Source organism: Paenalcaligenes sp. (genome assembly GCF_030152715.1).
In the GTDB taxonomy this organism is placed as follows: Bacteria; Pseudomonadota; Gammaproteobacteria; order Burkholderiales; family Burkholderiaceae_B; genus Paenalcaligenes; species Paenalcaligenes hermetiae.
Window position 1 is genome coordinate 34966 of record NZ_JASLIX010000066.1, and the last position, 25878, is coordinate 60843.

At 49.2% G+C, this 25878-nt stretch carries 23 protein-coding genes, 1 other RNA gene and 1 pseudogene; 8 read left to right on the plus strand and 17 right to left on the minus strand.

Annotation, left to right across the window (positions count from 1 at the left end; translation table 11 throughout):
• Positions 1–2: 2 nt before the first annotated feature.
• Positions 3–431 (minus strand): division/cell wall cluster transcriptional repressor MraZ, encoded by a 429-nt coding sequence (gene mraZ, locus Q1V74_RS05530; protein ID WP_300647432.1) that lies wholly within the window; start codon positions 429–431, stop codon positions 3–5.
• Between the two features lie 257 nt (positions 432–688).
• An RNA gene (gene rnpB / locus Q1V74_RS05535) (RNase P RNA component class A) lies at positions 689–1080 on the minus strand.
• Positions 1081–1138: 58 nt separating this feature from the next.
• On the opposite strand from rnpB, the gene Q1V74_RS05540 reads away from it, so the two are divergent.
• Positions 1139–2950: an ATP-binding cassette domain-containing protein gene (locus Q1V74_RS05540; protein WP_300647412.1), complete on the plus strand. Its 1812-nt coding sequence runs from the start codon at positions 1139–1141 to the stop codon at positions 2948–2950.
• A 65-nt stretch (positions 2951–3015) separates the two neighbouring features.
• On the opposite strand, the gene pyrC is transcribed toward Q1V74_RS05540, so the two are convergent.
• A complete protein-coding gene (pyrC, locus tag Q1V74_RS05545) occupies positions 3016–4080 on the minus strand; it encodes a dihydroorotase (protein WP_300647413.1) in 1065 nt (354 codons plus the stop codon).
• Position 4081: 1 nt separating this feature from the next.
• Positions 4082–5284, minus strand: a complete 1203-nt coding sequence (locus Q1V74_RS05550; protein WP_300647414.1) for a M20 aminoacylase family protein — start codon at positions 5282–5284, stop codon at positions 4082–4084.
• Positions 5285–5425: 141 nt separating this feature from the next.
• Here Q1V74_RS05550 and Q1V74_RS05555 point away from each other — a divergent pair, with 141 nt between their 5' ends.
• Both Q1V74_RS05555 and Q1V74_RS05560 read left to right on the plus strand, forming a co-directional pair.
• Positions 5426–5734, plus strand: a complete 309-nt coding sequence (locus Q1V74_RS05555) for an SWIB/MDM2 domain-containing protein (RefSeq protein WP_300647415.1) — start codon at positions 5426–5428, stop codon at positions 5732–5734.
• 62 nt (positions 5735–5796) lie between these two features.
• On the plus strand, positions 5797–6609 hold the full coding sequence (locus Q1V74_RS05560) for an alpha/beta hydrolase (protein ID WP_300647416.1): 813 nt from the start codon (positions 5797–5799) through the stop codon (positions 6607–6609).
• Here Q1V74_RS05560 and Q1V74_RS05565 read toward each other — a convergent pair.
• From Q1V74_RS05565 to mog, 6 genes are all read right to left on the minus strand, one after another.
• Complete coding sequence (locus tag Q1V74_RS05565) at positions 6580–7572, minus strand: L-threonylcarbamoyladenylate synthase (RefSeq protein WP_300647417.1); 993 nt, start codon at positions 7570–7572, stop codon at positions 6580–6582. The two genes, Q1V74_RS05560 and Q1V74_RS05565, sit on opposite strands and share 30 nt — an antisense overlap.
• Complete coding sequence (locus tag Q1V74_RS05570) at positions 7565–8734, minus strand: 5-(carboxyamino)imidazole ribonucleotide synthase (RefSeq protein WP_300647419.1); 1170 nt, start codon at positions 8732–8734, stop codon at positions 7565–7567. The genes Q1V74_RS05565 and Q1V74_RS05570 overlap by 8 nt, the downstream gene beginning before the upstream one ends.
• A 2-nt stretch (positions 8735–8736) precedes the next feature.
• The gene (purE, locus tag Q1V74_RS05575; protein WP_260649290.1) at positions 8737–9237 is read right to left on the minus strand and encodes a 5-(carboxyamino)imidazole ribonucleotide mutase; all 501 of its coding nucleotides are present in this window, start codon (positions 9235–9237) and stop codon (positions 8737–8739) included.
• Positions 9238–9242: 5 nt separating this feature from the next.
• Positions 9243–10124, minus strand: a complete 882-nt coding sequence (locus tag Q1V74_RS05580) for a phosphoribosylaminoimidazolesuccinocarboxamide synthase (protein WP_300647433.1) — start codon at positions 10122–10124, stop codon at positions 9243–9245.
• 51 nt (positions 10125–10175) lie between these two features.
• Positions 10176–11240 (minus strand): class II fructose-bisphosphate aldolase, encoded by a 1065-nt coding sequence (gene fba, locus Q1V74_RS05585; RefSeq protein ID WP_260649291.1) that lies wholly within the window; start codon positions 11238–11240, stop codon positions 10176–10178.
• Positions 11241–11314: 74 nt separating this feature from the next.
• Positions 11315–11935, minus strand: coding sequence for a molybdopterin adenylyltransferase (gene mog, locus Q1V74_RS05590; RefSeq protein ID WP_300647434.1), 621 nt, complete (start codon positions 11933–11935; stop codon positions 11315–11317).
• A gap of 152 nt (positions 11936–12087) precedes the next feature.
• Between mog and Q1V74_RS05595 the strand changes: the two genes are divergently transcribed.
• The gene (locus Q1V74_RS05595) at positions 12088–12921 is read left to right on the plus strand and encodes an NAD-dependent epimerase/dehydratase family protein (protein ID WP_300647420.1); all 834 of its coding nucleotides are present in this window, start codon (positions 12088–12090) and stop codon (positions 12919–12921) included.
• Between the two features lie 3 nt (positions 12922–12924).
• The gene (locus Q1V74_RS05600) at positions 12925–14256 is read left to right on the plus strand and encodes an MATE family efflux transporter (protein ID WP_300647421.1); all 1332 of its coding nucleotides are present in this window, start codon (positions 12925–12927) and stop codon (positions 14254–14256) included.
• Between the two features lie 42 nt (positions 14257–14298).
• Here the strand turns inward: Q1V74_RS05600 and Q1V74_RS05605 are convergent, their stop codons facing one another.
• From Q1V74_RS05605 to tkt, 3 genes are all read right to left on the minus strand, one after another.
• Positions 14299–15495, minus strand: coding sequence for a phosphoglycerate kinase (locus tag Q1V74_RS05605; RefSeq protein WP_300647435.1), 1197 nt, complete (start codon positions 15493–15495; stop codon positions 14299–14301).
• A gap of 61 nt (positions 15496–15556) precedes the next feature.
• Positions 15557–16573, minus strand: coding sequence for a type I glyceraldehyde-3-phosphate dehydrogenase (gene gap, locus Q1V74_RS05610; protein ID WP_260649295.1), 1017 nt, complete (start codon positions 16571–16573; stop codon positions 15557–15559).
• 13 nt (positions 16574–16586) lie between these two features.
• Positions 16587–18632, minus strand: coding sequence for a transketolase (gene tkt / locus Q1V74_RS05615; RefSeq protein WP_300647423.1), 2046 nt, complete (start codon positions 18630–18632; stop codon positions 16587–16589).
• A 165-nt stretch (positions 18633–18797) separates the two neighbouring features.
• Between tkt and Q1V74_RS05620 the strand changes: the two genes are divergently transcribed.
• Positions 18798–19544, plus strand: a complete 747-nt coding sequence (locus Q1V74_RS05620) for a 16S rRNA (uracil(1498)-N(3))-methyltransferase (RefSeq protein WP_260649297.1) — start codon at positions 18798–18800, stop codon at positions 19542–19544.
• Here Q1V74_RS05620 and Q1V74_RS05625 read toward each other — a convergent pair.
• The 3 genes from Q1V74_RS05625 to Q1V74_RS05635 form a co-directional block, all read right to left on the minus strand.
• Positions 19541–20008 carry a barstar family protein gene (locus tag Q1V74_RS05625; protein WP_300647424.1) on the minus strand — a complete coding sequence of 156 codons (468 nt, stop codon included), beginning with the start codon at positions 20006–20008 and terminating at the stop codon, positions 19541–19543. The two genes, Q1V74_RS05620 and Q1V74_RS05625, sit on opposite strands and share 4 nt — an antisense overlap.
• Positions 20009–20205: 197 nt before the next feature.
• Positions 20206–22500: an NADP-dependent malic enzyme gene (locus Q1V74_RS05630; RefSeq protein WP_300647425.1), complete on the minus strand. Its 2295-nt coding sequence runs from the start codon at positions 22498–22500 to the stop codon at positions 20206–20208.
• A 145-nt stretch (positions 22501–22645) separates the two neighbouring features.
• The gene (locus Q1V74_RS05635) at positions 22646–23518 is read right to left on the minus strand and encodes a hypothetical protein (protein WP_300647426.1); all 873 of its coding nucleotides are present in this window, start codon (positions 23516–23518) and stop codon (positions 22646–22648) included.
• Between the two features lie 43 nt (positions 23519–23561).
• Here Q1V74_RS05635 and Q1V74_RS05640 point away from each other — a divergent pair, with 43 nt between their 5' ends.
• Complete coding sequence (locus Q1V74_RS05640) at positions 23562–24719, plus strand: pyridoxal phosphate-dependent aminotransferase (protein WP_300647436.1); 1158 nt, start codon at positions 23562–23564, stop codon at positions 24717–24719.
• Here the strand turns inward: Q1V74_RS05640 and Q1V74_RS05645 are convergent.
• Positions 24716–25546, minus strand: coding sequence for a transglycosylase SLT domain-containing protein (locus Q1V74_RS05645; protein ID WP_300647427.1), 831 nt, complete (start codon positions 25544–25546; stop codon positions 24716–24718). The genes Q1V74_RS05640 and Q1V74_RS05645 overlap by 4 nt on opposite strands.
• A 77-nt stretch (positions 25547–25623) precedes the next feature.
• Here Q1V74_RS05645 and Q1V74_RS05650 point away from each other — a divergent pair.
• A pseudogene (locus Q1V74_RS05650) lies at positions 25624–25878 on the plus strand (UbiD family decarboxylase domain-containing protein); the annotation flags it as partial.

Below are 25878 nucleotides of genomic sequence, written 5' to 3' on the forward strand. Positions count from 1 at the left end.
GATTAAAGAGAAAAATGATCTAAAGACTCGGGTAGGCCTTGAGCCAAATCTGCGGCTTGGCGAAGTTCGAGTTGCTCAGCGTCCCAGAGTTCAAAGTGAGCACCTAAACCTAACAGCATGACATTTTTGTGCAGACTGGCGACTTGACGTAGTTCAGGACTGATCAAAATACGCCCAGCCGAATCAATGTCCACGTCTTGTGCAGAGCCAAGCATCAGCCGTTGCAACGCCCTCGCTGACATAGGCAAAGCCGCAATTTGTTCACGCTTTTGCTCCCACGTGGAACGGGGATAGAGGATTAAGCAGCCATCAGGGTGTCGTGTCAAAGTCAGGCGGCCGGATTCCTCCGTCATTAAGACGGCTCGATGACGCGTAGGGATCGTCATGCGACCCTTAGCATCGAGGCTAAGCGCACTACTGCCTTGGAACACCCGACCCATCCTTTTCCACAAAAACCCACTTTTTCCCACTCTAAGCCATGCGAGTCGTAGGGTCAAGACTCTGAACGATTTTTTTCAATTACAACAATCACTTAGATTCGGATTCATTTCAAATTAAATCAAGAGAAAACCCTATAAAATCAATAAATTGAATCTGAATCTAAAAGTAAAATGTAACAAGCCATACCCTCCTGATGAATTATCAGGATACGGTTTTTACATATAGATACAATATGGAAAGAATAAGAAGGTGGGACAGGTCTATAGGCCGGATTTTGTAAGCCTGATCAGGCTGGCAATCATTCATCTAGGCGTATGGTTACCCATACGCTCAAGCCATCTACCCGCATATTCGGACGAGCCGCCCTTTCGGTGCTTTGAACACCTGCATATGCCTATTTGATGTTGCTCCAGATAGAGGTTACCGCGTTTCACCCTGCATCGTTATGGTGTGAAACACACCAAACAGTACGGAGATAGCCGTACCAGTGCATATAATAGATATGCCCCCGACGCAGTCTCGTCTCTGTGGCCCTATTCCTTGGCTCGGCGCATGCCTTGCCAGACGGCTGTTAGCCGCTATCTTGCTCTATGGAGTCCGGACCTTCCTCGGGGATCCCGCGATTGCCCGACCTGCCCCACAACCTTATTGTAACCTGCGACAATATAAACATTCATCTTTTATTTTAATTTTGCCTATGTCTACTCATCTCGTAACGCTAAACCGCGTACAACTCGCCTTTGGTCATTACCCCTTGTTAGATCAAGCTGACCTCATTATTTATGATAATGAGCGGTGCGGGCTTATCGGGCGCAATGGCACAGGCAAATCCTCACTACTAAAACTCATCGATCAACGCTTACAGCCTGATGAAGGCGAAATCATGTTCAAAAGTGGTTTACGTGTGGCCACCGTGGAACAAGAACCAGAGCTTCCTGCCCAAACCACTATTTATGATTACTTGTGTGGTGACTATGCTGAAACAGAAGACTGGCAGCGCGTGGGCCGTGTAGGCGCTCTTATTGACCAACTGGGCTTAGATGGCCAAGCCTATACCGACGCCCTATCTGGTGGAACACGTAAACGCGTGGCTTTGGCTAAAGCTATGGCGGATGAGCCCGACCTATTATTACTCGATGAGCCCACAAACCATTTAGACTTCGATGGGATTTTATGGCTAGAGCAACAGCTTAAACAGTTTAAAGGCAGTGTTGTGGTGATCACCCATGACCGTGCTTTTTTAGATGCGGTAGCCACCCGCATTATTGAACTGGATCGAGGCCAAATTTTTAGCTTCCCCGGCAACTTTTCTAAGTGGCAAGAACGTAAAGCCGAATGGCTAGAAGCCGAAGCACAACAAAATGCTAAATTTGATAAATTTCTTGCACAAGAAGAAGTCTGGATTCGTACCGGCGTGCAAGCACGGCGCACACGCGACGAAGGGCGAGTACGCCGTCTAGAAGCGTTACGACGTGAACGCGCAGAGCGACGTGAGCGCTCTGGTAATGTGAATTTTGCTATTGCAGAGGGGCGCAAGTCAGGCAAAATCGTAATCGAAGCCGAGCACATTTATCAAATCTATGATGATAAAACGCTAATCGACGACTTTTCTACTGTTATTATGCGTGGTGACCGCATCGGTCTGATTGGACCAAACGGCGCCGGTAAAACCACTTTGCTACGTATCTTACTCGGCTTGCAAACTCCCACTCAGGGCCAGATCAAACACGGGACTCAGCTAAACATTGGTTATTTTGATCAAATGCGCGCTAACCTGGATGAAAATGCCACCCTCAAAGAAACCATTAGCCCAGGCACAGAATGGGTGGAGATTGGGGGTCAGCGCAAGCACGTAATGAGCTATTTAGAGGATTTTCTCTTCCCGGCTGCGCGAGCAAATTCGCCCGTTAAAACCCTATCCGGGGGCGAGCGCGCTCGGTTGGCTTTAGCCCGTATGTTTGCTCAACCAACAAATGTGCTGGTACTGGATGAACCCACCAACGACTTAGATATTGAAACCCTTGAGCTATTAGAGCAGCTTCTCACCGAATACAGTGGGACGGTTATGCTAGTTAGCCATGACCGCGCTTTTCTAAATAATGTGGTCACTCAAGTGATCGCTGCCGAAGGAAACGGGAAATGGGGCGAATACATCGGCGGCTATGACGAGTGGCTTGCTCAACGCCCTGAACCAGAGCCTACACCAAGCAAAGTGGCTGAAAAAGCACCAGCGCCTAAAGCCGCTCCAGCCCCCACACCAAGCCCTCGCCCTAGCAATAAAAATCGCCTCGCCCCCTGGGAGGAAAAGGAGCTAGCTGAGCTACCGGAAAAAATCGCCGCCATCGAAACCCAGCAAGCCGAGCTTGCCGAGCAATTGGCCGACCCCAATCTTTATAGCGAAGGCAATGATAAAGCCGAAGCCATTAACCAGCAGCTTGCCCAGCTCGAAGCAGACCTCATGGGGCTCTTTGACCGATGGGAGCAGCTAGAAGAGAAAAAAGGGGACTAGCCTAACAGCGCGCTTCACAAAACCGATCTGCCTGCCTAGAAAAGCGCGCTTGACTCTTTGCCTGTTTAACTAACAAAACGCCAAGGCAATGACTCTCCCGCCGCCAAGGGCACAATCTGATCATTAGCCAATGCGAGCGCCTGTGGAATAGCCAACGGCGCCCGCTCTAGCGTCACATGCTCTGTATTTGGCTCCAACCCATAAAAAGCGGGGCCATTTAAGCTCGCAAATGCCTCTAGGCGATCTAACTTACCTACTGACTCAAAAGCGGTTGCATACAGTTCCAAGGCGTGAAATGCAGAATAGCACCCCGCACAACCACAGTCTTTTTCTTTTTGTCCTTTTACGTGGGGCGCACTATCTGTTCCTAAGAAAAAGCGGGGGCTGTCACTTGTAGCCGCAGCCAACAAAGCTTGTCTATGTACCTCTCGCTTTAAAATAGGAAGGCAATACCAATGTGGACGCAAGCCCCCTTGAAATAAAGCATTACGGTTATACAGTAAATGCTGGGGGGTAATGGTGGCGGCTACAGGCCCCTCAGCATGCATGACATAGTCCGCCCCTTCTTTAGTGGTAATGTGCTCAAACACCACTTTAAGCTCAGGAAACTGATGTCGTAAAGGCAACATCACCCGATCAATAAATACTGCCTCTCGATCAAAAACATCAACGTCCGGATCTGTGACCTCGCCATGTACCAACAACGGCAACTGATGTTTTTGCATGGCCTCTAACACCGCACCGCCATATTTCAACAAATCCGTTACGCCCGCATCAGAGTTTGTCGTCGCACCCGCAGGATAAAGTTTGACCGCATGCACTACGCCAGACGCCTTGGCTTTTTCAATTTCAGATGCCGGGGTATTATCAGTCAAATATAAAGTCATCAACGGCGTAAAAGTATAAGGCGAGTCTTGCGCAGCCAATGCCGACATAATCCGAGAACGATAAGCCACCGCTTGCTCTGTAGTTGTCACAGGCGGAGTAAGGTTAGGCATCACTATCGCACGCGCAAACTGTCGGGCCGTATGCGCTACCACCGACGCTAATACGGACCCATCACGTAAATGCACATGCCAATCATCGGGTCGTCGAATTCGTAATTGCTCTGTAGCCACCGTTATTTTCATCCTATAGAGAATCTGTTGTTGCTAGAAACTGCTGCGCTATCCGTATAAACATCGCAGCACCGTGCGGAATCACCGCATCATTAAAATCAAACTGGGCATTATGCAACACCCGCCCTTGCTCTGCGCCCCCCTGCCCCAAACGAAAGTATGCCCCCGGGCACTGACGCAACATAAACGCAAAATCCTCAGCCCCCATCGATGGAGTCAACTGGTCATCCACCTGCGCCGCCCCAAATAACTCTGTGGCAACCTGTGCCACTAACCTCGCATAATGTGGTGTGTTAATCGTGGCTGGAAATAACGGCATATAACGCAGTGCTACCTGTACCCCAAACATCGCCGCCACCCCATCACACACTTGCTGCATGCGCTGCTGAACATGTTGTTGCACGGCCTCAGAAAACGTACGTACCGTCCCACTCAGGTGCGCCGTATCAGGTATGACACTATATGCCGACAAATCTCCTGCCTGCATAGCTGACACCGTGAGCACAGCGGAGTCAAAGGGATGTATATTACGTGCCACAATGCTTTGCAAAGCCGTCACTAAATGCGCAGCAGCAACCAAGGGGTCTTTGGCCTGATAGGGGTGCGCCCCATGGCCCCCATGTCCAGTGATAGTTATCTCAAAACTATCTGCTGCAGCCATCATCGCCCCCTCATTGACGCCAATATACCCAGGGGGCAAGCTAGGCCAATTATGTAACGCAAAAATCGCATCACAAGGAAAGCGCTCAAACAAGCCATCCTCAATCATAGCTTGGGCACCCCCTAAACCTTCTTCAGCGGGCTGAAAAATAAAACATACTGTGCCAGAAAAATCTCGGTGTTTAGCGAGATACGCCGCTGTCGCCAATAAAATCGCTGTATGCCCATCATGCCCACAAGCATGCATTTTACCGGCCACAGTTGACTGGTAGCTTAACCCTGTACGCTCTTGAATAGGTAGTGCATCCATATCGGCTCTTAACCCTACCCAACGTCCATTATCCGGACCTAGCCCGCGCAAAACACCGACCACACCTGTTTTTCCAATACCTGTTGTCACATCTATATCATGATCTTGCAAAAACTGTGTTACCAATGCCGCCGTTTGGTGCTCCTCAAACCCTAGCTCTGGAAAAGCATGAATTTGCTGCCGTATTGCTCGAAGCTCTGGCAGCAAGCTGTGAAGTTCTGTTAATAAAGGTGTTTGTGGTGTCATTCGTACGGTTTCTATGGATAAAATAAAGAAATGGAGGAATAATTCCTGTCAGCGAAGATTAAATAGCCATAGCATGCTATGTTTTCATAAGGCTGACAACCCGCCTAATTATCATCTGCGACTTTCTTATAGGAGCAAGCCATGGCAAAAGCCACCAAAACCACAGCGGCAAAATCCACTAAAACGGCTAAAACCACCAAAAAAACGGCTAATAGCGGTTTCATGAAACCCATGACCCCAAGCGCAGAGCTAGCCGAGATCGTAGGCAAAAAACCGTTACCTCGTACCGAAGTAACAAAAAAAATGTGGGAATACATCAAAAAGCATGATTTACAGGCCCCAGAAAATCGCCGTAATATTAATGCCGATGCAAAACTCAAGCCCATTTTTGGCAAAGATCAAATCAGTATGTTCGAGTTAAGCAAATGCCTGAATGCGCATTTGAGCTAAGCGCATTGATTCTGGTTCAATAAGCGACTGCTTTTCAGTCGCTTTTTTATTAAAAAACCATCATGATGAAAACCACACAAACCATTCGCTTACACTGGAATGGTAGAGACAGAAATATTGAATACCAATGGGTAGGAGTCCAAGATCCTGCCGCACCTTTAATGATTTTTTTACATGAGGGTCTGGGCTCTGTTGCCCATTGGCAGCATTGGCCCGATCAGCTCTGCCATGTCCTTGGCTATAGGGGCTTAGTCTATTCCCGTTACGCCTATGGCAACAGTAGCCCTCGCCCTAGCGACGAAATTTGGCAAGGCGATTATCTGCACATCGAAGCACAACAGGCTCTACCCGCTTTGCTCCAAGCCTTAGGCATTGACCAACCTTTTAGTCTTTTTGGTCATAGTGATGGTGGCACCATTGCTTTGTTATACGCCGCTCTGCCCAACAGCCTTGCCCAAGACATTATCGTTTTAGCACCGCATATTTACATCGAGGCACAAAGCACCCAATCCGTACAAAAAGCAATTCATTGGTACCAGCACGGAGATTTAAAACAACGTCTTGCTCGTTATCACGCGGATGTGGACTCAGCCTTTTGGGGCTGGGCAACAGTTTGGGGTGACGAGAGCTACCAAAAAACATGGAATATAGAGCGTGATATTCAGACTATTCGCTGCCCTATTTTAGCCATCCAAGGCACCGAAGATGAGTATGCTTCTTTGGATCAGATCCACATTATTCAACGCCACCTGCCCCAGCAAACCACGTTATGCGTGCTGGAGCACTGTCGCCATACCCCTTATATTGACGCGCCCGAAGCCGTGACTAAAGCGGTACAAGACTTTTTAGCTGAACGCCGCTGCCGCACGAGCTAAGCGATCATTTACCGCCTCCCAAGCCTCATTGTGAGGCGGCTGCTGTACATAAATCGCACTATATCCCTGCTGATCCAACTGACGTAACATACTATAGAGTTGACTTGCAAAATGCTCTGGTACTGCAGGGGCTTGATAACACGGCACTACAGACGGCGGCGATGCATCGATCACAACCGCTACACTATTAGGCGCCGCTAGCTGCTCTATCTGCTCTGCCGAGACCAAATATAATGGCGTGCGTGGCGCATAATGCGCCTTAAGCGATCCAGATACACGTGGTGTATTCGGCGTACTTTTTTGCCCTAAGTCCTGCTGTAAAACACGAGCAATCTGTTGTGCCGTAATATGACCTGGGCGCAGCACCACAGGCGCTATCCCCTCAGCCACACGCGATACATCAACAATTGTGGACTCAATGCCAACATCCGCATCCCCCCCCGCTAAAATAAATAGCGTATCAGGGTCCAGATCAGGAAACTCATCACGCACATGCTGTGCTTTTGTCGGTGACACCTGCCCAAAACGATTCGCCGAGGGCGCTGCGACCCCCGCCGATGGGTTCGCGGTAATCTGCGCAAAAGCTTTTAATAGTGCCTGTGCCACTGGGTGCGAGGGACAACGTATCCCAATGGTATCCTGCCCCCCTGTGACTAACGCGTTTACTGCCTTGGCTTTAGGTAAAATCAAAGTTAAAGGCCCAGGCCAAAAAGCCTGCATCAGTTTCGTGGCTTCCTCTGGAATCGATGCCACCCAAGGCGTGATATCTGCATCCACAGCCACATGCACAATCACTGGATGATCAGCCGGACGCCCTTTGGCAGAAAAAATCGCGCGAACCGCCTGGGGGTTAGAGGCATCCGCCCCCAACCCATAGACCGTTTCTGTCGGAAAGGCGACCAACTGGCCTTTGGCTAAGCGCTGTGCCGCATCATGAACCAATGCGTCTAACTGCTTACTCATACCAATCAAAGCCTAGAATTTCAGCCACTTGGAGCGCTTTTGCCTGTAGCTGTTTCGCATTGGGCGCCAAGAGTGTGACATGACCCATTTTGCGCCCTTTTCGGGCTTCATTCTTGCCATACAAGTGCAAATATACCCCTGGCAGCGCTAATAACGCACTCCAGTTAGGCTCCTGGTGATGACCGTGCTCATCAAACCAAAGATCCCCTAACAAGTTGAACATCTTAGACAGCTGTAGATCTTGAGGGGAGCCTAAAGGCAAGCCCGCCATCACGCGCACCTGTTGTTCAAACTGGCTACTTAAACAGGCTTCTATCGTAAAGTGTCCACTATTATGTGGGCGTGGAGCAATTTCATTGGCTAATAATGTGCCATCAGCCAAAACAAAAAACTCCACACACAACACGCCATAGTAATTTAGGGATTCGGCAATAGCGATGGCAGCAGTTTTGGCTTGCTCATGATAAGGGGTCAAGCGACAAGGATTTGCTGCGGTTGATACTGCCAAAATCCCATCTCGATGTTGGTTATGCGACGGTGTATAAATTGCGGTTTTTCCATCTAAGCTACGCGCCACAACAACAGAGATTTCGTCCTCTAGAGGCTGTAAGGATTCCAGCACACAAGCAACCTGACCGAAATTTGCAAAAGCCTCTAAGGCTTGCTCTTTTGTTTGTACGCGAGCTTGGCCTTTACCGTCATAACCAAAGCGTGCTGCTTTTAATATGCCCGGAAACAATGCGGCATCGGCTTTCAACAAATCTTCCATACTATGGACCACACAATGTGGTACCACCGGCACACCCGCTTTGCTAATAAATTGCTTTTCTCGAATACGGTCCTGCACCACAGAAACCGCCTCGCCGCTTGGGGTCACCCGACTGTGCTCAGCCAGACGGTTCAAACTTTGGGCAGGTACGTTCTCAAACTCTGTTGTAATAGCTGGGCAAAGCTCTGCTAACTGCTGCAAAGCAGCCGTATCATCATAGGCAGCACAAATATGTTTATCCGCCACGGCTCCTGCGGGACTAAAATGATCTGGGTCTAAAATAGCGACTTTATATCCCATGCGTTGAGCGGCATAACAAAACATGCGTGCTAGCTGCCCACCGCCGACCATGCCTAGCCACTGGCTGGGTAAAATGGTTTCTACATTTGACATAACTAATTCGCTTCAACAGCAGGTAGATGCATAGCACGCGCATTTTCAGTTTGCTGTGCCCGAAAGGCTTTTAGTTTGGTTTTAAGCGCCGCATCATGCACCGCCAAATTCGCGACCACATGCAAAGCAGCATTCGCCGCGCCGGCCTCGCCAATGGCAAACGTTGCCACCGGCACGCCTTTAGGCATTTGCACAATAGACAAAAGCGAATCCTCGCCTTTGAGATAACGCGACGGTACCGGCACACCGAATACGGGGACCTCTGTCAGAGCTGCTAACATGCCCGGGAGATGCGCTGCCCCCCCTGCCCCAGCAATAATGGCATGGTAACCTTTAGCCGAGGCCTGCTGACCGTATTCCACCATATCTACTGGCATACGATGCGCTGACACCACCTTGGCTTCAAAAGGTATGCCAAAATCACTCAAAACCTGCGCCGCATGTTGCATCACCGGCCAATCCGATGAGGACCCCATCACAATACCTACTTTTACTTCTGTCATGCGTATTATGCTCCTAGCCGTGTAACGGCTTCAGCGTATTTAGCTGCCGTTTGCTCAATCACCGTCTGCGGCAAACGTGGTGCCGGCGCCGTTTTATCCCAATCCTGAGCCGCTAACCAATCACGTACAAACTGCTTATCAAAAGATGGCGGGTTGCTCCCCACCTGATAAGTGCTAGCATCCCAAAAGCGGGAAGAATCAGGAGTTAAGACCTCGTCCATCAAATGAAGTTGCCCCTGCTCATCTAGACCAAACTCAAATTTCGTATCGGCAATAATAATGCCTTTGGTCGCAGCATAATCCGCCGCTGCTTGATAAAGAGCCAAGGTCGTATCACGCAGCTTTTCTGCAAGCGCTTGCCCTAGTTGGTCAACCACATAATCAAAGCTTACGTTGACATCGTGCTCACCCACTTCCGCTTTTGCGGCGGGGGTAAAAATAGGTTGCGCTAATTTTTGGGCTTGTTGTAAACCCGCTGGTAATGCAATACCACAGATCGCGCCTGTTTTTTGGTATTCCTCCCAGCCTGAGCCCACCACATAACCACGCGCCACGCATTCCACCATAATAGGGCGTAAGCGTTTAACGACCATCGCGCGGTCTTTGACTAGTGGTTGTTCTTCAGGGCTTACTACGGTTAACGGATCAATACCGGTAGCATGATTCGGCACAATTGATGCCAGTTTCTGTAACCAGAATTCGGTAAGATGCGTTAACACGGCCCCCTTTCCGGGAATGGGGTCATCAAGAATCACATCAAAAGCGGACAAGCGATCGGATGCAACAATGAGTAATTTGTCGTCGCCCACGGCATACATATCACGGACTTTGCCGCGGCCAAGTAAAGGCAACGATTTTAGCGTGCTTTGATATAGAGCTGGCACGATATATCCTATAAAACAAAGGGCGGTGTATTACACCGCCATAACCATGGTTAATTATTCAACACGTTGAGCAAGCTCGCCTGCTGCGTATTTTGCTGCCATTTCGGATAAAGGAATGGGTTTAATTTTGGAAGCATTACCTGCCGCCCCAAACTGCTGGTAACGCGCAATACAAATGGCTTTAGCAGCTTCGCGTGCGGGCTTTAGGAACTCGCGAGGGTCAAATTTAGATGGATGCTCTACTAAGAAACGACGCACAGCCGCTGTCATTGCCAAGCGAATATCTGTATCAATGTTAACTTTGCGTACACCATATTTAATGGCTTCTTGGATTTCCTCGACGGGAACCCCGTAAGTTTCTTTCATATCGCCACCGAACTCGCGGATTTCCGCTAAGAGTTCCTGAGGTACGCTGGAGCTACCATGCATGACTAAGTGAGTATTAGGAATGCGCGCATGGATTTCTTTAACCCGATCAATCGCTAAAATATCACCCGTTGGCTCACGTGTAAATTTATACGCCCCATGGCTAGTGCCAATCGCAATCGCTAATGCATCAAGCTGCGTCCGGCGCACAAATTCAGCGGCCTCTTCGGGGCTGGTGAGCAACTGCTCTCGTGTTAAAGTGCCCTCGAAACCATGCCCGTCTTCTTTGTCACCCTGCATGGTTTCTAGTGAGCCTAAACAACCCAGCTCACCCTCTACCGTAACACCGAGCTTATGTGCCATTTCAACAACCCGACGCGTCACATCCACGTTGTACTCGAAATCGGCAACGGTTTTGCCATCCTCTTTGAGTGAGCCATCCATCATGACACTGGAAAAACCAAGGTCTATCGCCCCCTGACATACGGCAGGAGACTGCCCGTGGTCCTGGTGCATCACCACAGGAATATGTGGATAGCTTTCTACCGCAGCTTGAATCAGATGTTTTAAAAAGCCTTCGCCTGCATATTTACGTGCACCCGCAGAAGCTTGCATGATAACAGGGCTATCTGTTTCATGGGCGGCTTCCATAATGGCCTGAACCTGTTCTAGGTTATTAACGTTAAATGCCGGAATGCCGTAACCATTTTCAGCCGCATGATCCAGCAACTGACGCATGGAAACCAAAGCCATGATGAAATCTCCTAGATAAACAAATAATGAATACTGTCATTTTAATGGGGAATGCCGTTTTTTGCTTGCTTGATTTAAGCCGTGGGCTGACGGCGCGCTGATTTAGGCCGGAAAGCTTTCACAACATGCTCGTGGGTTTCAATATAGGGCCCACCAATTAAATCAATACAATAGGGAACGGCGGCAAAAATACCGGGCACGATCGATTGGCCTGCTTCGTCTTTTAAACCCTCTAGGGTTTCAGCAATGGCTTTAGGCTGCCCTGGCAAATTGATAATCAGTGCTGCATGTGAATCTGTCTCACGAATCACCGCCACCTGGCGTGATAAAATCGCAGTAGGAACAAATCGCAAGCTAATTTGACGCATTTGCTCGCCAAAGCCAGGCATTTCTTTGGTCGCTACGGCTAACGTCGCCTCTGGAGTCACATCTCGCCGCGCTGGGCCTGTGCCCCCTGTAGTCAACACCAAGTCACAACCGACCTCATCTACCAGTTCGATTAAAGCATTAGAAATAGCTTGAGGCTCATCGGCTACCAAACGCGTAACATACTGAGAGGGCTGCACAACCGCCTTATCAAGCCAGTCTTTTAACGCAGGAATACCCTGATCCTCGTATTGTCCGGTGGCAGCACGATCAGAAATAGAAACCAACCCCACAATCAACTGATCGGGATGTTGGCGGTGTAAACGCATAGAGCTCATAGTTATCCTAATCAAAAAGCGTGTAATTTTAATCAGTTAGGCTCTATTCTACACCGAGCTTGCTCTTACTGCTGTGAAGCAGGCTGCAACAAAAATTAACTACGTTATGATGTGGGTTTTGCTTTTTCTTTTTGAGCATCATCATGAAATCATTACTTTGGATTGGAGCCGGTGATTTGGCTCAAAAAAGCGTATCTCAATTAAACGCTGACTGGAAAACCACAGCGCTACGTCGACACTCGGCTGCGCAAGGTTTTCAACAAAGCCTGCTTGCCGATGTGACCCAAGCAGACTCGCTACGTGTACTCAACGCCCCTTATACACATCTGGTTTATAGCCCCACTCCTGCACATCGCACGGAGCAAAGCTATACGGCTATTTACCAGCAAGGCCTAGAAAACCTGTTACAGCACATCAACCTAAATACCTTAACCCGTTTTATTTTCATTTCCTCTACAGCGGTTTACGGTGCCGACGCTGTACCTCAAGACGAGTACTCCATGCTCCGTCCAGCAGCGTTTAATGGGGAGTCTCTTTTAAAGGCTGAGCAGTGGCTACAGCAGGAATTAGGCGATAAGCTCTGTGTGGTTCGCTTTAGCGGTATCTATGGGCCGGGGCGTTATCGTATTTTTGAGCGCTTACGCCAACAGCAGCTGCGCATCAACCCAGCTATGGATAACTATGCTAACCGTATCCATAGTGAAGATGCGGCACGTGTCTGCTCGCACCTTTTAACGCTAGATACACCTTTGCCTTGTTATGTAGCAACCGATAGCACCCCGCTACCCGCACGTCAATTATATTCCCATATAGCTAAGCACATTCAGGCCCCAATGCCTATTCTAGATCCAAGCATTCCCTACCAAAGTAAGCATTTTTCTAATCAGCGCTTACTTAACAGTGGTTTTTTATTTCATTACCCCAATACGCTAGAAGGATACACGACGCTTTTAGCTTCCCTGTCCCCAGACGCTTAACGTATGTCTCGTCTTTCCTACTCTGAGCTTTTCCGTCTAGCGCTTCCTATTATTCTGGCTAATGCCGCTGTGCCCTTATTGGGCTTAATTGATACAGCGGTCATTGGTCAAACAGGCTCTGCAGCAGACTTGGGTGCCATCGCTCTAGCCGCTTTGATTTTTAGCTTTGTTTACTGGGGGTTTGGTTTTTTACGCATGGGTACCACCGGCTTTGTTGCACAAGCCCTAGGCGCCAAAGATAAGCAAGAGCTGCACGCCTTGCTTTTTCGTACGCTCTTACTGGGCCTCAGTATTGGCGTTGCACTTATCCTATTACAAATTCCCATAGAACAAACTGCCACCTATTTACTTAAAGCCAGTAACGATGTAAATGCTCGTGTTCGCGATTATTTTTATATCCGTATTTGGGGTGCACCAGCCACACTGATGACCTTTGCGCTGCTCGGTATTTTAATTGGCATGGGCTGGACACAACAGCTGCTATGGGTACAACTCCTTTTAAATGGTCTTAACCTGATCCTAAATGTGATTTTTGTGGTTGGCATGGATTTAGGTGTAGCCGGGATCGCACTCGGTACCGTACTCGCAGAATGGGTGGCCTGGCTGTTCGCTCTTTGGCTAGTCATTCAAAAAATGGAGATTAGCCACCCACAACAACGCCTATGGCAACTACGCCAACGCATTTTTGACCGTATTCGCCTCGTAGCATTGTTTCGAGTCAACAGCGACATTATGATTCGCACCTTGGCATTAATTACTGGCTTTGCTTGGTTTGCTAAGCAAGGAGCTCAGTTTGGTGATCACACTCTCGCTGCAAACCATATCTTGCTACAGTTTGTTTCCCTATCTGCATTTTTTCTCGATGGTTATGCCAATGTCGCTGAAATGCTGGTAGGCAAAGCCTATGGACAGCGCAATCAAAAACAGTTTGAGCTCGCCATACAGCGCTCTTCTATTCTGGCCGCTGCTACCGCTTGTTGTTTGGCACTACTCATTTTTTTATTTGGCAACCACTTTATTCCATGGCTCACCAAAGACCCGGTTGTACAACAGGTAGCAAGTGAACATGTCTTTTTAGCTGCCCTTTATATCGCCTGCTCTTTTGCTGCTTTTCAACTGGATGGAATTTTTATTGGTGTGACCTATAGCCAAGCCATGCGCAATTCCACGTTGGTGGCTTTGGCCTGTCTAATTGGCTTGGGCACATGGTGGATTATCCCCTACGGCAATACCGGCCTCTGGAGCGCTTTTATTGTTTATGTGGTGGTGCGCGCCGTTGTCTTGGGGTTTTATTATCCACGTATTTGGTCACGACTGCTGACTAGTACCCATTAAAAAAGCAGCCTAACGGCTGCTTTTTTAGCATTAATGCTGCCTTTAGTCTTGAGCGCGTTCTTCTAAAACGGCCACAGCGGGAAGTTTCTTACCCTCTAAAAACTCTAAGAAAGCGCCGCCGCCGGTCGAAATATAACCAACTTTATCTGCAATACCAAATTTGGCGATTGCCGCTAATGTATCGCCACCCCCAGCAATCGAAAAGGCCTGCGAATCCGCAATCGCATTAGCAATGGTACGAGTACCACTAGCAAAAGCGGGAAATTCAAACACCCCAACTGGGCCATTCCACACAATAGTCCCAGCATTACGCAAAATATCAGCTAGCTGGTGTGCTGATTCAGGACCAATATCTAAAATCATATCGTCCTCTGCCACGTTGTCTGCTGGTTTTATCGTTGCTGTGGCATCGGTAGAAAAGGTTTTTGCACAAACCACGTCAACAGGTATTGGCACTGCAGCACCACGCTCTGCCATATGCTGTAGTACCTCGTTGGCCTCACCGATTTGGTCCGTTTCCGCTAACGATTTTCCAATGGCTAAGCCTTGTGCTGCCATAAATGTATTCGCAATACCACCACCCACAATGAGCTGATCAACCTTATCGGCTAAAGCACGCAAAATAGAAAGCTTTGTCGAAACTTTGGCTCCTCCTACAATCGCAACCAAAGGACGTGCGGGCTCTTTTAGTGTACGCCCTAATGCTTCTAGCTCTGCCGCTAGCAATGGCCCGGCACAAGCCACTGGCGCAAAACGAGCAATACCCTCTGTAGAGGCTTGAGCCCGATGTGCGGTTCCAAAAGCATCGTTCACATAGACATCACATAATGCCGCCATCTTTTTCGACAACTCTGGGTCGTTCGCTTTTTCACCAACATTACAGCGGCAGTTTTCCAACATCACAACCTGCCCTGGTGCAACCTCTACTCCATCGACCCAATCACGACGCAAGGGCACAGGCAAAGCCAACATGCGTGATAGACGCTCTGCTACCGGCGCAAGAGAATCCTCTGGTGCTACCACCCCCTCTTTAGGACGCCCTAAATGCGAGGTCACCATAACGGCAGCACCAGCATCCAAAGCCATTCGAATCGCCGGCAACGACGCTTTAATACGCGTATCCTCTGTGATTTCCCCATTACTTAATGGAACGTTCATATCGGAACGGATAAATACGCGCTTACCTTTTAGCTGCCCTGCAGCCGCCAGCTCCGCCAATGTTGTGATATGTGTAGTCATGCTCATTTTGTCTAGACGAAATAAAGGCGGGGGTCAAACCCCGCCTAACAATTAAAAACGATTATTTAGCTGCCATCATCGCTGCGGTAGTATCCAACATACGCACAGAGAATGCCCATTCGTTGTCATACCATGCCGAGACCTTAACCAAGCTGCCTGAAACCTTTGTCAGCAATGAGTCCACAATACTGGATGCTGTGCTGTGATTATGATCAATCGAGACCAAAGGCTCATCACAATAAGCCAATACGCCTTTTAAGCGTCCTTCTGCGGCATTTTTCAAAATACCGTTTACTTCTTCGACCGTTGTCGGGCGGCTAGACACAAAAGTCAGATCTACCATCGAAACGTTAACCGTAGGTACGCGCACAGCAAAACCGTCTAGCTTTCCGTTTAACTCGGGTAGAACCAAGCCCACAGCCGCTGCGGCACCGGTTTTCGTGGGAATAATGCTTTCTGCTGCAGCACGAGCACGACGTAAGTCTTTGTGCGCCACATCAATTAACACCTGATCGTTGGTGTAAGCATGAATAGTCGTCATTAAACCATTGACCACCCCTAGCTCTTGGTGTAAAGGCTGCACCAAGGGTGCTAAACAGTTTGTGGTGCAAGAAGCGTTCGACACCACCGTGTCAGTGGCCTTTAAGATATCGTGGTTAACACCGTAAACCACAGTGGCATCCACATCTTTGCCACCAGGAGCAGAAATCAATACTTTTTTCGCTCCTGCTTGTAAGTGCGCACTAGCGGCTTCCTTAGTGGTAAAACGCCCCGTACAATCCAGCACCACGTCCACCTTCAAATCCCCCCAAGGCAGCTTGGCAGGGTCACGCTCAGAAAGCAAACGAATACGATCGCCATTAACGATCAAGTACTGATTATCCTCGGATAGCTCCACGTCGGCGTTAAAACGCCCGTGTACGGAATCATAACGGGTGAGGTGACGTGCAACGACGTCTTGGCCGGGAGCGTTCACTGCCACAATCTCAATACCGTGTTTTTTACCGTATTCGTAGTGAGCTCGTAATGTCATGCGGCCAATACGACCGTAACCGTTAATCGCGACACGAATGGTCATGGATACATCTCCTTTATAAAACGTTTTCTACGGCCTCAACAAGCTTAGCCGCGGTAATTCCAAAATGCTCAAACAACTGTCCTGCAGGCGCGGATTCGCCATACGTATCTAACCCAATAACGGCACCGTCTAGGCCCACATATTTATACCAACCCATAGTCGAGCCAGCCTCTATAGCTACCCGAGGAACCCCTGGCAATAACACCTGATCACGCCACTCGGCCGGCTGCTCATCGAATACATTCGTACATGGCATCGATACCACTCGCACAGCGATACCCTTATCCGCTAGTTGCTTTTGCGCTGCCAGTGCGATTTCAACCTCGGAGCCGGTGGCAATAATAATGGCCTGTGGGTTCTCCACATCACGTAACACATAACCGCCTCGAGCTATCGCGGCGACGGTTTGCTCATCACGCTCAATAAAAGGTAGGTTTTGACGTGAGAGCAGTAATGCGCTCGGCCCCCCGTCTTTGACATCCATCCCCACACTTTGAGGGCGTGTTAACGCTTGCACCCAAGCCACGGCCGTTTCTGTCGTATCACAAGGACGCCAAACATGCAGATTCGGGATTAAACGCAGACTGGTAGCGTGCTCTACCGACTGATGGGTTGGACCATCTTCGCCTAAGCCAATAGAATCATGTGTAAAGACATGAATCACGCGTTGCTTCATCAACGCCGCCATACGAATCGCATTGCGAGAATAATCCGAAAAAGTCAGGAAGGTTCCACCGAAAGGAATATACCCCCCATGCAGCGCCATACCATTCATAATGGCGGCCATACCAAACTCGCGTACGCCGTAGTTAATATGACGCCCAAACTGCAAGCCATCGGCCCCGACACGTAAGGGCGTCACCCCTGGCCAATTCGTTAGGTTAGAGCCAGTTAAGTCGGCCGACCCCCCAATCATCTCGGGCACAACATCCACCAAAGCGGTAATCGCTAATTGGGATGCTTTGCGTGTGGCCACGGTTTGCGCTTGCTTAGTGGTCTCAGTAATAAAGGCCTGCGCTTTTTCTGCAAAGTCAGCAGGAAGTTCCCCGGCCATACGGCGACGCAGTTCGACTGCTAACTCTGGATAAGCCGCCTCGTATTGGGCAAAGGCCTCGTTCCAGGCGGACTCAAGTTGCGCCCCACGAGCTTTAGCATCCCACAGCTCGTAAACATCAGCGGGAATCTCAAAAGGGGCATAAGGCCAATCGATCGCTTGGCGAGTCAGGGCAATTTCCTCATCACCTAATGGAGCACCATGCGATTTTTCAGAGCCGGCTAGATTCGGGGAGCCTTTACCAATGACAGTGCGACAACAAATCAGAGTCGGGCCTTTGTTTTCAGCCGCAAACTGCTTCGCTTGAATAATCGCGGCATTTACGGCCTCAGGATCATGTCCATCAACAGCAGGAATCACGTTCCAACCATAGCTGCGGAATCGCTCAGGCGTGTTATCGTTAAACCAAGGCTGTACTTGACCATCAATGGAAATACCATTGTCATCATAAAGGGCAATGAGCTTAGATAGCTTCAGTGTGCCAGCAAGAGAACACGCTTCGTGTGAAATCCCCTCCATCAAACAGCCATCACCAAGAAAAACATAGGTAAAATGGTCAATGATGTTGTGATTGGGGCGGTTAAACTCTTTGGCTAACATGGCTTCGGCTAAAGCCATCCCCACAGCATTAGTCACCCCCTGCCCTAGGGGGCCAGTCGTGGTTTCCACACCGGCGGTATAACCGACCTCTGGGTGGCCTGGGGTTTTAGAGTGCAACTGACGGAAGTTCTTTAACTCCTCAATTGACAAGTCGTAGCCGGTTAAATGTAATAAGGCATAAATCAGCATCGACCCATGACCATTGGACAAGACAAAACGGTCACGGTCTAACCAAGCAGGATTAGACGGGTTATGTTTTAAATGCCGATTCCATAAAACTTCGGCAATATCAGCCATGCCCATAGGGGCGCCGGGGTGTCCGGATTTGGCACGTTGAACAGCGTCCATAGCTAACGCACGAATCGCATTAGCCATCGTTTTTGCGGTGGAAGGAGGAAGATCCATGGGATATGCTCACAAGGGCTAGCAAAGTCGCTATGCACCTATTTAGTCAATCAGAAATTCTAAAGGTTAGATTTTACCATTATTGCGCAGCTCAAAGCGCCGCCCTGCTCTGCACAGACAATTTGCCCTCTAATTTAACGCATTTACTTTGTTTTTGTACAACTTATGAGCTTACCTCGCTTTTTCTATGCCGATTCTTTACAAAGCCAAGCACGTATTCTTCTTCCCAAAGAGCTCGCGCATTATATGCAACGCGTTTTGCGCTTAACTGACCAAAGCCCTGTAGTTCTATTTAATGGCCAAGGTGGTGAATATCATGCCACCCTCGAATATGAGGGCAAGCTTGTCTACGCCCATATAGGAGCACATCATGCCATTGAACGGGAGCTACCTTGGGCGATCAGTGTTGCTCAAGGTCTCGCCACGGGTGACAAAATGGACTGGATTTGCGAAAAAGCCGTAGAAATGGGGGTTGCACAACTATTTCCTATCGCCGCTCGCTACAGCACGTTAAAACTCGTAGGAGAGCGCCAAGAAAAACGCCTACAGCACTGGCAACGCATCGCTCAAGCGGCAAGTGAGCAGTGCGGGCGCAATCAAATCATGCCAGTCCATCCGGTGCTCACCCTGCCCCAACTCATACAGCAACACAGCACAAAGGCACAATTTATTTTTTGTGACCCAGATGCCAAAGACGACTTTCCTACGGTGCTCAAGCAAGCTGCGCAAAGCAATACGCATCATTGGGTATTACTAATCGGACCTGAAGGTGGGTGGTCTGAAGAGGAAAAAGAAATAGCGCTCGAAGCCGGCGCTATGGGGATGCGGTTTGGGTCACGTGTATTGCGCACCGAAACCGCTGCAATTGCCCTGGTTGGCGCTATTCGCGGCCAGCTAGGGTGGACGGATTAGTTATCATCCGCACTACCAGAATAAGGCGTGGGCGCAACGCCAGGATCAGGGTCAGGATGCTTTCCGGCATGAATCACCGTATAAGCAAAATAGCGATCTTTGGTGCTGGCAAAATCCGATACATCGTTGCAAACACTTAAAATAGCTTGCGCGTCCTCGGCCAACGAGGGATCCCCCGTATGAAGCTTGTTAAACCACAAATACAGACCGGTTTTTTGATCCATTACGGTGTCACATAAGCAGTCGTACAATGCGTCTAAGTCATTGCCAAAAAACTCGGGGAAATCCACGGCTTTTACAATTGCGCGTAAAACAGCTGAACGACTGCGAGCGCGATCACACTCGACTGTCAAAGCGGTTATTTCCGCTGCTTGTGCCAAAGCAAAAATGCCCTCTTGTTGGGACTCGGTAGCCTCAATGAGACCGCCATTCTGCAGTAAAGCTTGCAGTGTCGCTTGGCTCATTACCAGGCCTCCTGAATAGTGTGGATACGATTGATTCCAATCATGGTGGTGTAAATCCTGCTATAAAAATGATGTCACTACGATTAAAAGAGGCTTTTTAATCCATTTAGATAGACTTAGGCAAGCATAGTAAAAAATTACCACGCCTGCCTAAGCAAAATGCTGCTTTCTGATCACACCTAGCCGCAAGTTAAACACTATGCATTGGCTTTGGCGTTGGCCTCAAGAACGGTTAAAGCAGTCATATTAATAATACGGCGTACAGAAGAGGTCGCGGTCAAAATCGAGACCGGTGCATTTGCCCCCAGCAAAAACGGACCTATCGCTACATTACCGCCCCGGTCTGTTTTAAGCAGATTGTAGGCAATATTTGCAGCATCCACGTTGGGACAAACCAACAGATTAGCCGAACCTGTGAGTGTTGTTTGCGGCAAGATGCTTTTACGCATTTCCTCATCTAAGGCACAATCCCCGTGCATCTCCCCATCCACCTCTAAATCTGGCGCTTGGTTACGGATCAAGTGCAAGGCTTCGCGCATTTTCTGACTAGAGGGTGTTAGCTCCGTGCCAAAATTAGAGCGGGAAAGCAAAGCTGCTTTAGGCTCAATACTGAGTGCTTTCATACGCTGTGCTGAAGCAATGGTGATTTCGGCTATCTGCTCAGCAGAAGGGTTGTCATTGACATGGGTGTCTGCAATCGCTACCGTACGCTCTCCTAGCAGCAAAATGTTCATCGCCCCATAAGTCTTTGCCCCTGGAGCTTGACCTATGACCTCGTCCACATACCGCAAATGATTCGCATAGGTGCCCACCGTACCACAAATCATGCCATCGGCCTCGCCCAAGTACAGCATCATAGCGCCAATTAACGTAAAGCGCCTACGCATTTCCACTCGTGCCATTTCTCGTGTGACACCATCACGACAACGTAGCTCCCAGTAAGCTTTCCAGTACGTATCAAAGCGCTCGTCTTGTTCTGGATTGGTAATTTCAATGTCTACCCCAGGACGTAAGCGCAAACCATAACGTGCAATACGCTGCTCGATCACAGATGGTCGCCCCACCAAAATGGGTTTAGCAAGCTTCTCGTCCACCACCACTTGGACTGCTCTCAGTACACGCTCGTCCTCGCCTTCGGCGTAAACAATTCGTGCTTTAGCGCCGTCTTTAACCAAGCCTTTGGCAATACCATAAATTGGCTTCATGAACGCGCCCGAGCGATACATAAACTGCTGCAACTGATAGATATAACTGCTGAAATCATTAATCGGGCGGGTAGCCACCCCTTCTAACATACCCGCTTGGGCTACGGCAGGGGCAATACGAGAAATCAAACGAGAATCAAAAGGTTTAGGTATGAAGTAGTTGGGCCCAAACTCCATATTGTCTAACCCATAAGCAGCGGCGACTAGCTCGTCTTGCTCTTCACGAGCTAATTGACAAATAGCATGTACTGCAGCTTTTTCCATGCCCCGTGTAATAGTCGTCGCGCCAATATCTAAAGCACCACGGAAAATATACGGGAAGCAAAGCACATTATTGACTTGGTTAGGGTAATCGGAACGTCCGGTCGCCATCACCACATCATCACGTACAGCGTGTGCGACCTCGGGTAAAATTTCTGGGGTGGGATTGGCCAGCGCTAGAATCAACGGGCGCGGTGCCATTTGTGCCACCATTTCGGGTTTTAATACCCCCCCAGCAGACAGGCCTAAGAACACATCGGCATCAGGAATAACCTCGGCTAATGTACGCGCCTCTGTTGACTGAGCATACTGCTGCTTTTTTTCATCCATCAGCACTGTACGCCCTTGGTAAACTACACCTTCAATATCAGTTAACCAAATGTTTTCCACGGGCAGGCCTAAATCCACCATCAGATCCAAGCATGCCAAAGCCGCTGCTCCCGCCCCTGATACCACGACTTTAACTTTTTTCAGGTCTTTTTTAACAACAGATAAGCCATTTAAAAAAGCCGCCGCCACACAAATCGCCGTGCCATGCTGGTCATCATGGAAAACAGGGATATTCATACGTTCACGCAGCTTGCGCTCCACCTCGAAACACTCTGGCGCTTTGATATCCTCGAGGTTAATTCCACCAAATGTAGGCTCGAGCCCAGCAATAATATCCACTAACTTATCGGGGTCGGTTTCATTAATTTCAATATCAAAAACATCTATACCCGCAAAGTTTTTAAACAGAACCGCTTTACCTTCCATCACGGGCTTAGAGGCTAAAGCACCGATATTGCCTAAGCCCAACACAGCAGTGCCGTTAGTAATCACGCCCACTAAATTACCCCTACCGGTGTAGCGATAAGCATTTTGTGGGTCAGCCACAATTTCCTCACAAGCAGCCGCCACCCCAGGCGAATAAGCCAGTGCTAAGTCGCGTTGGTTGGCTAACTGTTTTGTGGGCGTAACAGATAATTTACCGGGGCGCCCTTGTTCGTGATATTCCAGCGCGGCTTTACGAAGATTCTCATCCATGGTGACAACTACCCTACAAAGAGTGAATGGGGATTGTTACAAAAACGATTAAAGACTTATTCTACTCGCAGCCGCCCCTAAAGACATGCTGCACTACAACATCGCTACCTACCTGTAAGACACCAGAGGGCGCCATGATAGGTTTTTAGTATGAAAACAACGCGTCAGGATCAAAAGCCGCACGTACGGCAGCATCAAGCTCCTGGGCTAAAATCTGCAGGGTGGCGCTAAGCGGAGGGCTCTTTAAGGGCGGTGGTACACGTAGCTCCGACTGTTGTATGACCACCCACTCCAATACACCTAAATGCCCACCGTGGCCTAAAAGTAAATAAGCAAGATTCACGGGCTCAGTTACCAGAGCATCCAGTCGATACTGTGCCCCCCAATTAGGCAACATGAGTAACTGCTGCATCGCCTCGGACTGGCTTAGCTGAAACAACTGTGGCACCAATTGCCTTAGGGTGGGTGTGTTCAGAGGCTTGGTATTTTGTGTGCCAAAAGCCCCTAGACTACTTACTGTGCCATCAGCCATTAATAATGAAGCATGCACCAAACCGCTTTTTTGTACCTGTTGCGGCGCATAGGGATGATACTGTGGCTGCGCTAACCAACAGGCCACATTTAGCGTATCGGGCAGGTCCGCGAGCTGACTAAAGCCCGCCGCTTTTAACTGTGCCATGGTCACACCAGCCTGCATAAACCATTGGTTTTTTTCCTTGTCTACAAGCAGCAATTGATTAAGCTGCCCCACATCTACCCACAAAACGGGGTCGACCAAGTCCTCGGCACAGTAAGGTATCCCCAAAACGTAGAGCTTTACCCCAAAGGCATGGCATAATTGACGAGCATGATGTAAATCCGCAATAACTGCCACTGTAAGCAATGCTTGTGAGCTTTCTGCTTCCAAAGGATGTACGGTGCCTTGTACCTTACGGTGCAACTGCAATAAAAACTGATCCCATGGACTGAGCTCAGGGACTTTGCCCCCTAAAAATGCACGTCTTGATGGATTTTCCATGCCTCTGCTTTCCTTTTTTCGCATTTATTACAACGAGACTGTTATGCCCCGCCTTGCCCATCGCACAGAGCTGGCTGTGCCTTTTCATGCTGTAGAGCTTTTTAAAGAAGCCAATACCCTAATTGCCCAAGGTAAAGATATTATTAGCTTGGGAATCGGAGAGCCGGATTTCACCGCTCCCCCCACTGTGGTTGAAGCCCTACAACGCGCGGCAGCGGCAGGCCAAGCTCAGTACACCCCTCCCTCTGGCACCGATGAGCTTAAGGCAGCCTTGTGTGATTATTATCGCGATCATTTTAATGCTTCTGTTCAACCGGAACAAATCCTTGTCACAGCCGGTGCTTCCGGTGCATTGAACTTAGCCGCCTTAGCGCTGGTTAACCCCGGCGATGAGGTGCTCATGCCTGACCCCTCCTACCCTGCAAACCAAAACTTTATTCTGGCTGCTGGTGGTATCCCACGCTTAATACCCAGCACGGCCGAAAACCGTTTTCAGTTGACCGCAGCCGATATTGAACAACACTGGACAGAAAAAACACGTGGGGTGTTGATAGCATCTCCCAGCAACCCGACTGGCGCCACCATAGACCCTAAAGATCTTGCTGAACTGATCCAAGCCGTAAAAGCCCGAGATGGTTTTATCATCATGGATGAAATCTACTTAGGGCTTTACTACGAGGACAAGCCACAAAGCGCACTCTGCTTAGACCCAAGCCTGATTGTTATCAATAGTTTTTCTAAGTATTTCCATATGACAGGCTGGCGCCTAGGCTGGTTGATTGTGCCCACTGAAATCCGCCCAGCCATAGAGAAAATCGCCGCAAGCTTAGCGATTTGTGCTCCTGCCTTAGCCCAGCATGCGGCCTTAGCCTGTTTTGAGCCCGAGGCCATGGCTATTTACGAGCAACGCCGTCTGGCTTTTAAAGCGCGCCGTGATTTTTTATTACCTGCTTTTGCTGCCATGGGGATTCAGGTGCCCGTTACGCCAGACGGGGCATTTTATATTTATGCGGATATTAGCCAGCATAGCCAAGACAGTGATGATTTTTCTCATCGTCTCTTGCACGAAGCCCACGTTGCAGCGGTACCGGGCTTGGATTTTGGCCCTGCGTATGCCAAAAAAATGTTACGGTTTTCGTATTCCACCTCTCTGGAACGACTGGAAGAAGCTGTCGAGCGTATGCGCCGCTTTTTAGCCTAATCTTTAATCGGGATCCCTGACGCCAAGGCTATACGACGGCGCTCGGCTAATACCCGTGCGCCGTATCCACCATCGCTAGGCCCTGTGGCTCCCACATAACAAGCCAAAGCACCGGTTATCGACCCCCGACGCTTTCTACAGTCATACAAAATCTGGGTGCCTGCTCGAATATTGGCTTCGGGGCTAAACACAGCCAAATTACCCTCACTGTACATATCGAGCTTATCCTGATGCACCCGGGTCATTACCTGCATTAGCCCTTGCGCGCCAGCATGGCTCTCTACAAAAGGGTTATAAGACGACTCAATCGCAATCACCGCTAAAATCAGTAGCGGATCCAGGTCTTTTTCCCTGCCATTCACATACGCCAAGTGAATCAAGGCCGAAGTCACCTGATTAGCTAGCTTATACTTACGAGAAAGATAACTGCGCAAAGCATTCAGCTGTGTGCGAGACACCCCACTGATTGTAAAGTTTGTACTGCTTTGCTGTAGTGTCTGTGCAAAACCCAAATAGGCCGAAGGAGATGGGCGGCTGACCAGGGGCTCGTCGCCCTCTTCTATAGAATAGCCCTCACCTGACTGACGCCCAAACCAACCTAACGTTGCATAGTGATCATTACTCATCACTTCAGGGCGCAAAGCCTCCATCACCACTTGATAAATTTGCTTGGCTTGCTCTCGCATTGATGGCACCACTGCCCCTGCCGCCAACGTTACTAAAACGGCGATCCCTAAATAAATAGCACAGAGGTGGATAAACTCGCCCAAGCGCGAATGCAGCCCCTTAAAACCACGCACTAACCATGAGGTATTGGCTGTGACCATACCCTTGTTCCTATAAAATGAATTAAACTGATCATACCGTTATTGGACTTAGAGTTAAACTGGAGCCCTATACCCCTGTGAAATACCGAGACCTCAGAGACTTCCTGGCTCAGCTTGAGCAAGCCGGTGAACTAAAACGCATCCATCACCCGATTTCCACCCATTTAGAAATGACGGAAATAGGGGACCGTGTTTTACGCGCCGAAGGCCCAGCATTGTTGTTTGAAAACCCCATTCATCTCGGCCAGCCAGCCAAAATGCCGGTGCTCGCTAACTTATTTGGTACACCAAAACGCGTTGCTTGGGGCATGGGAGCCGAAAACATCGACGCT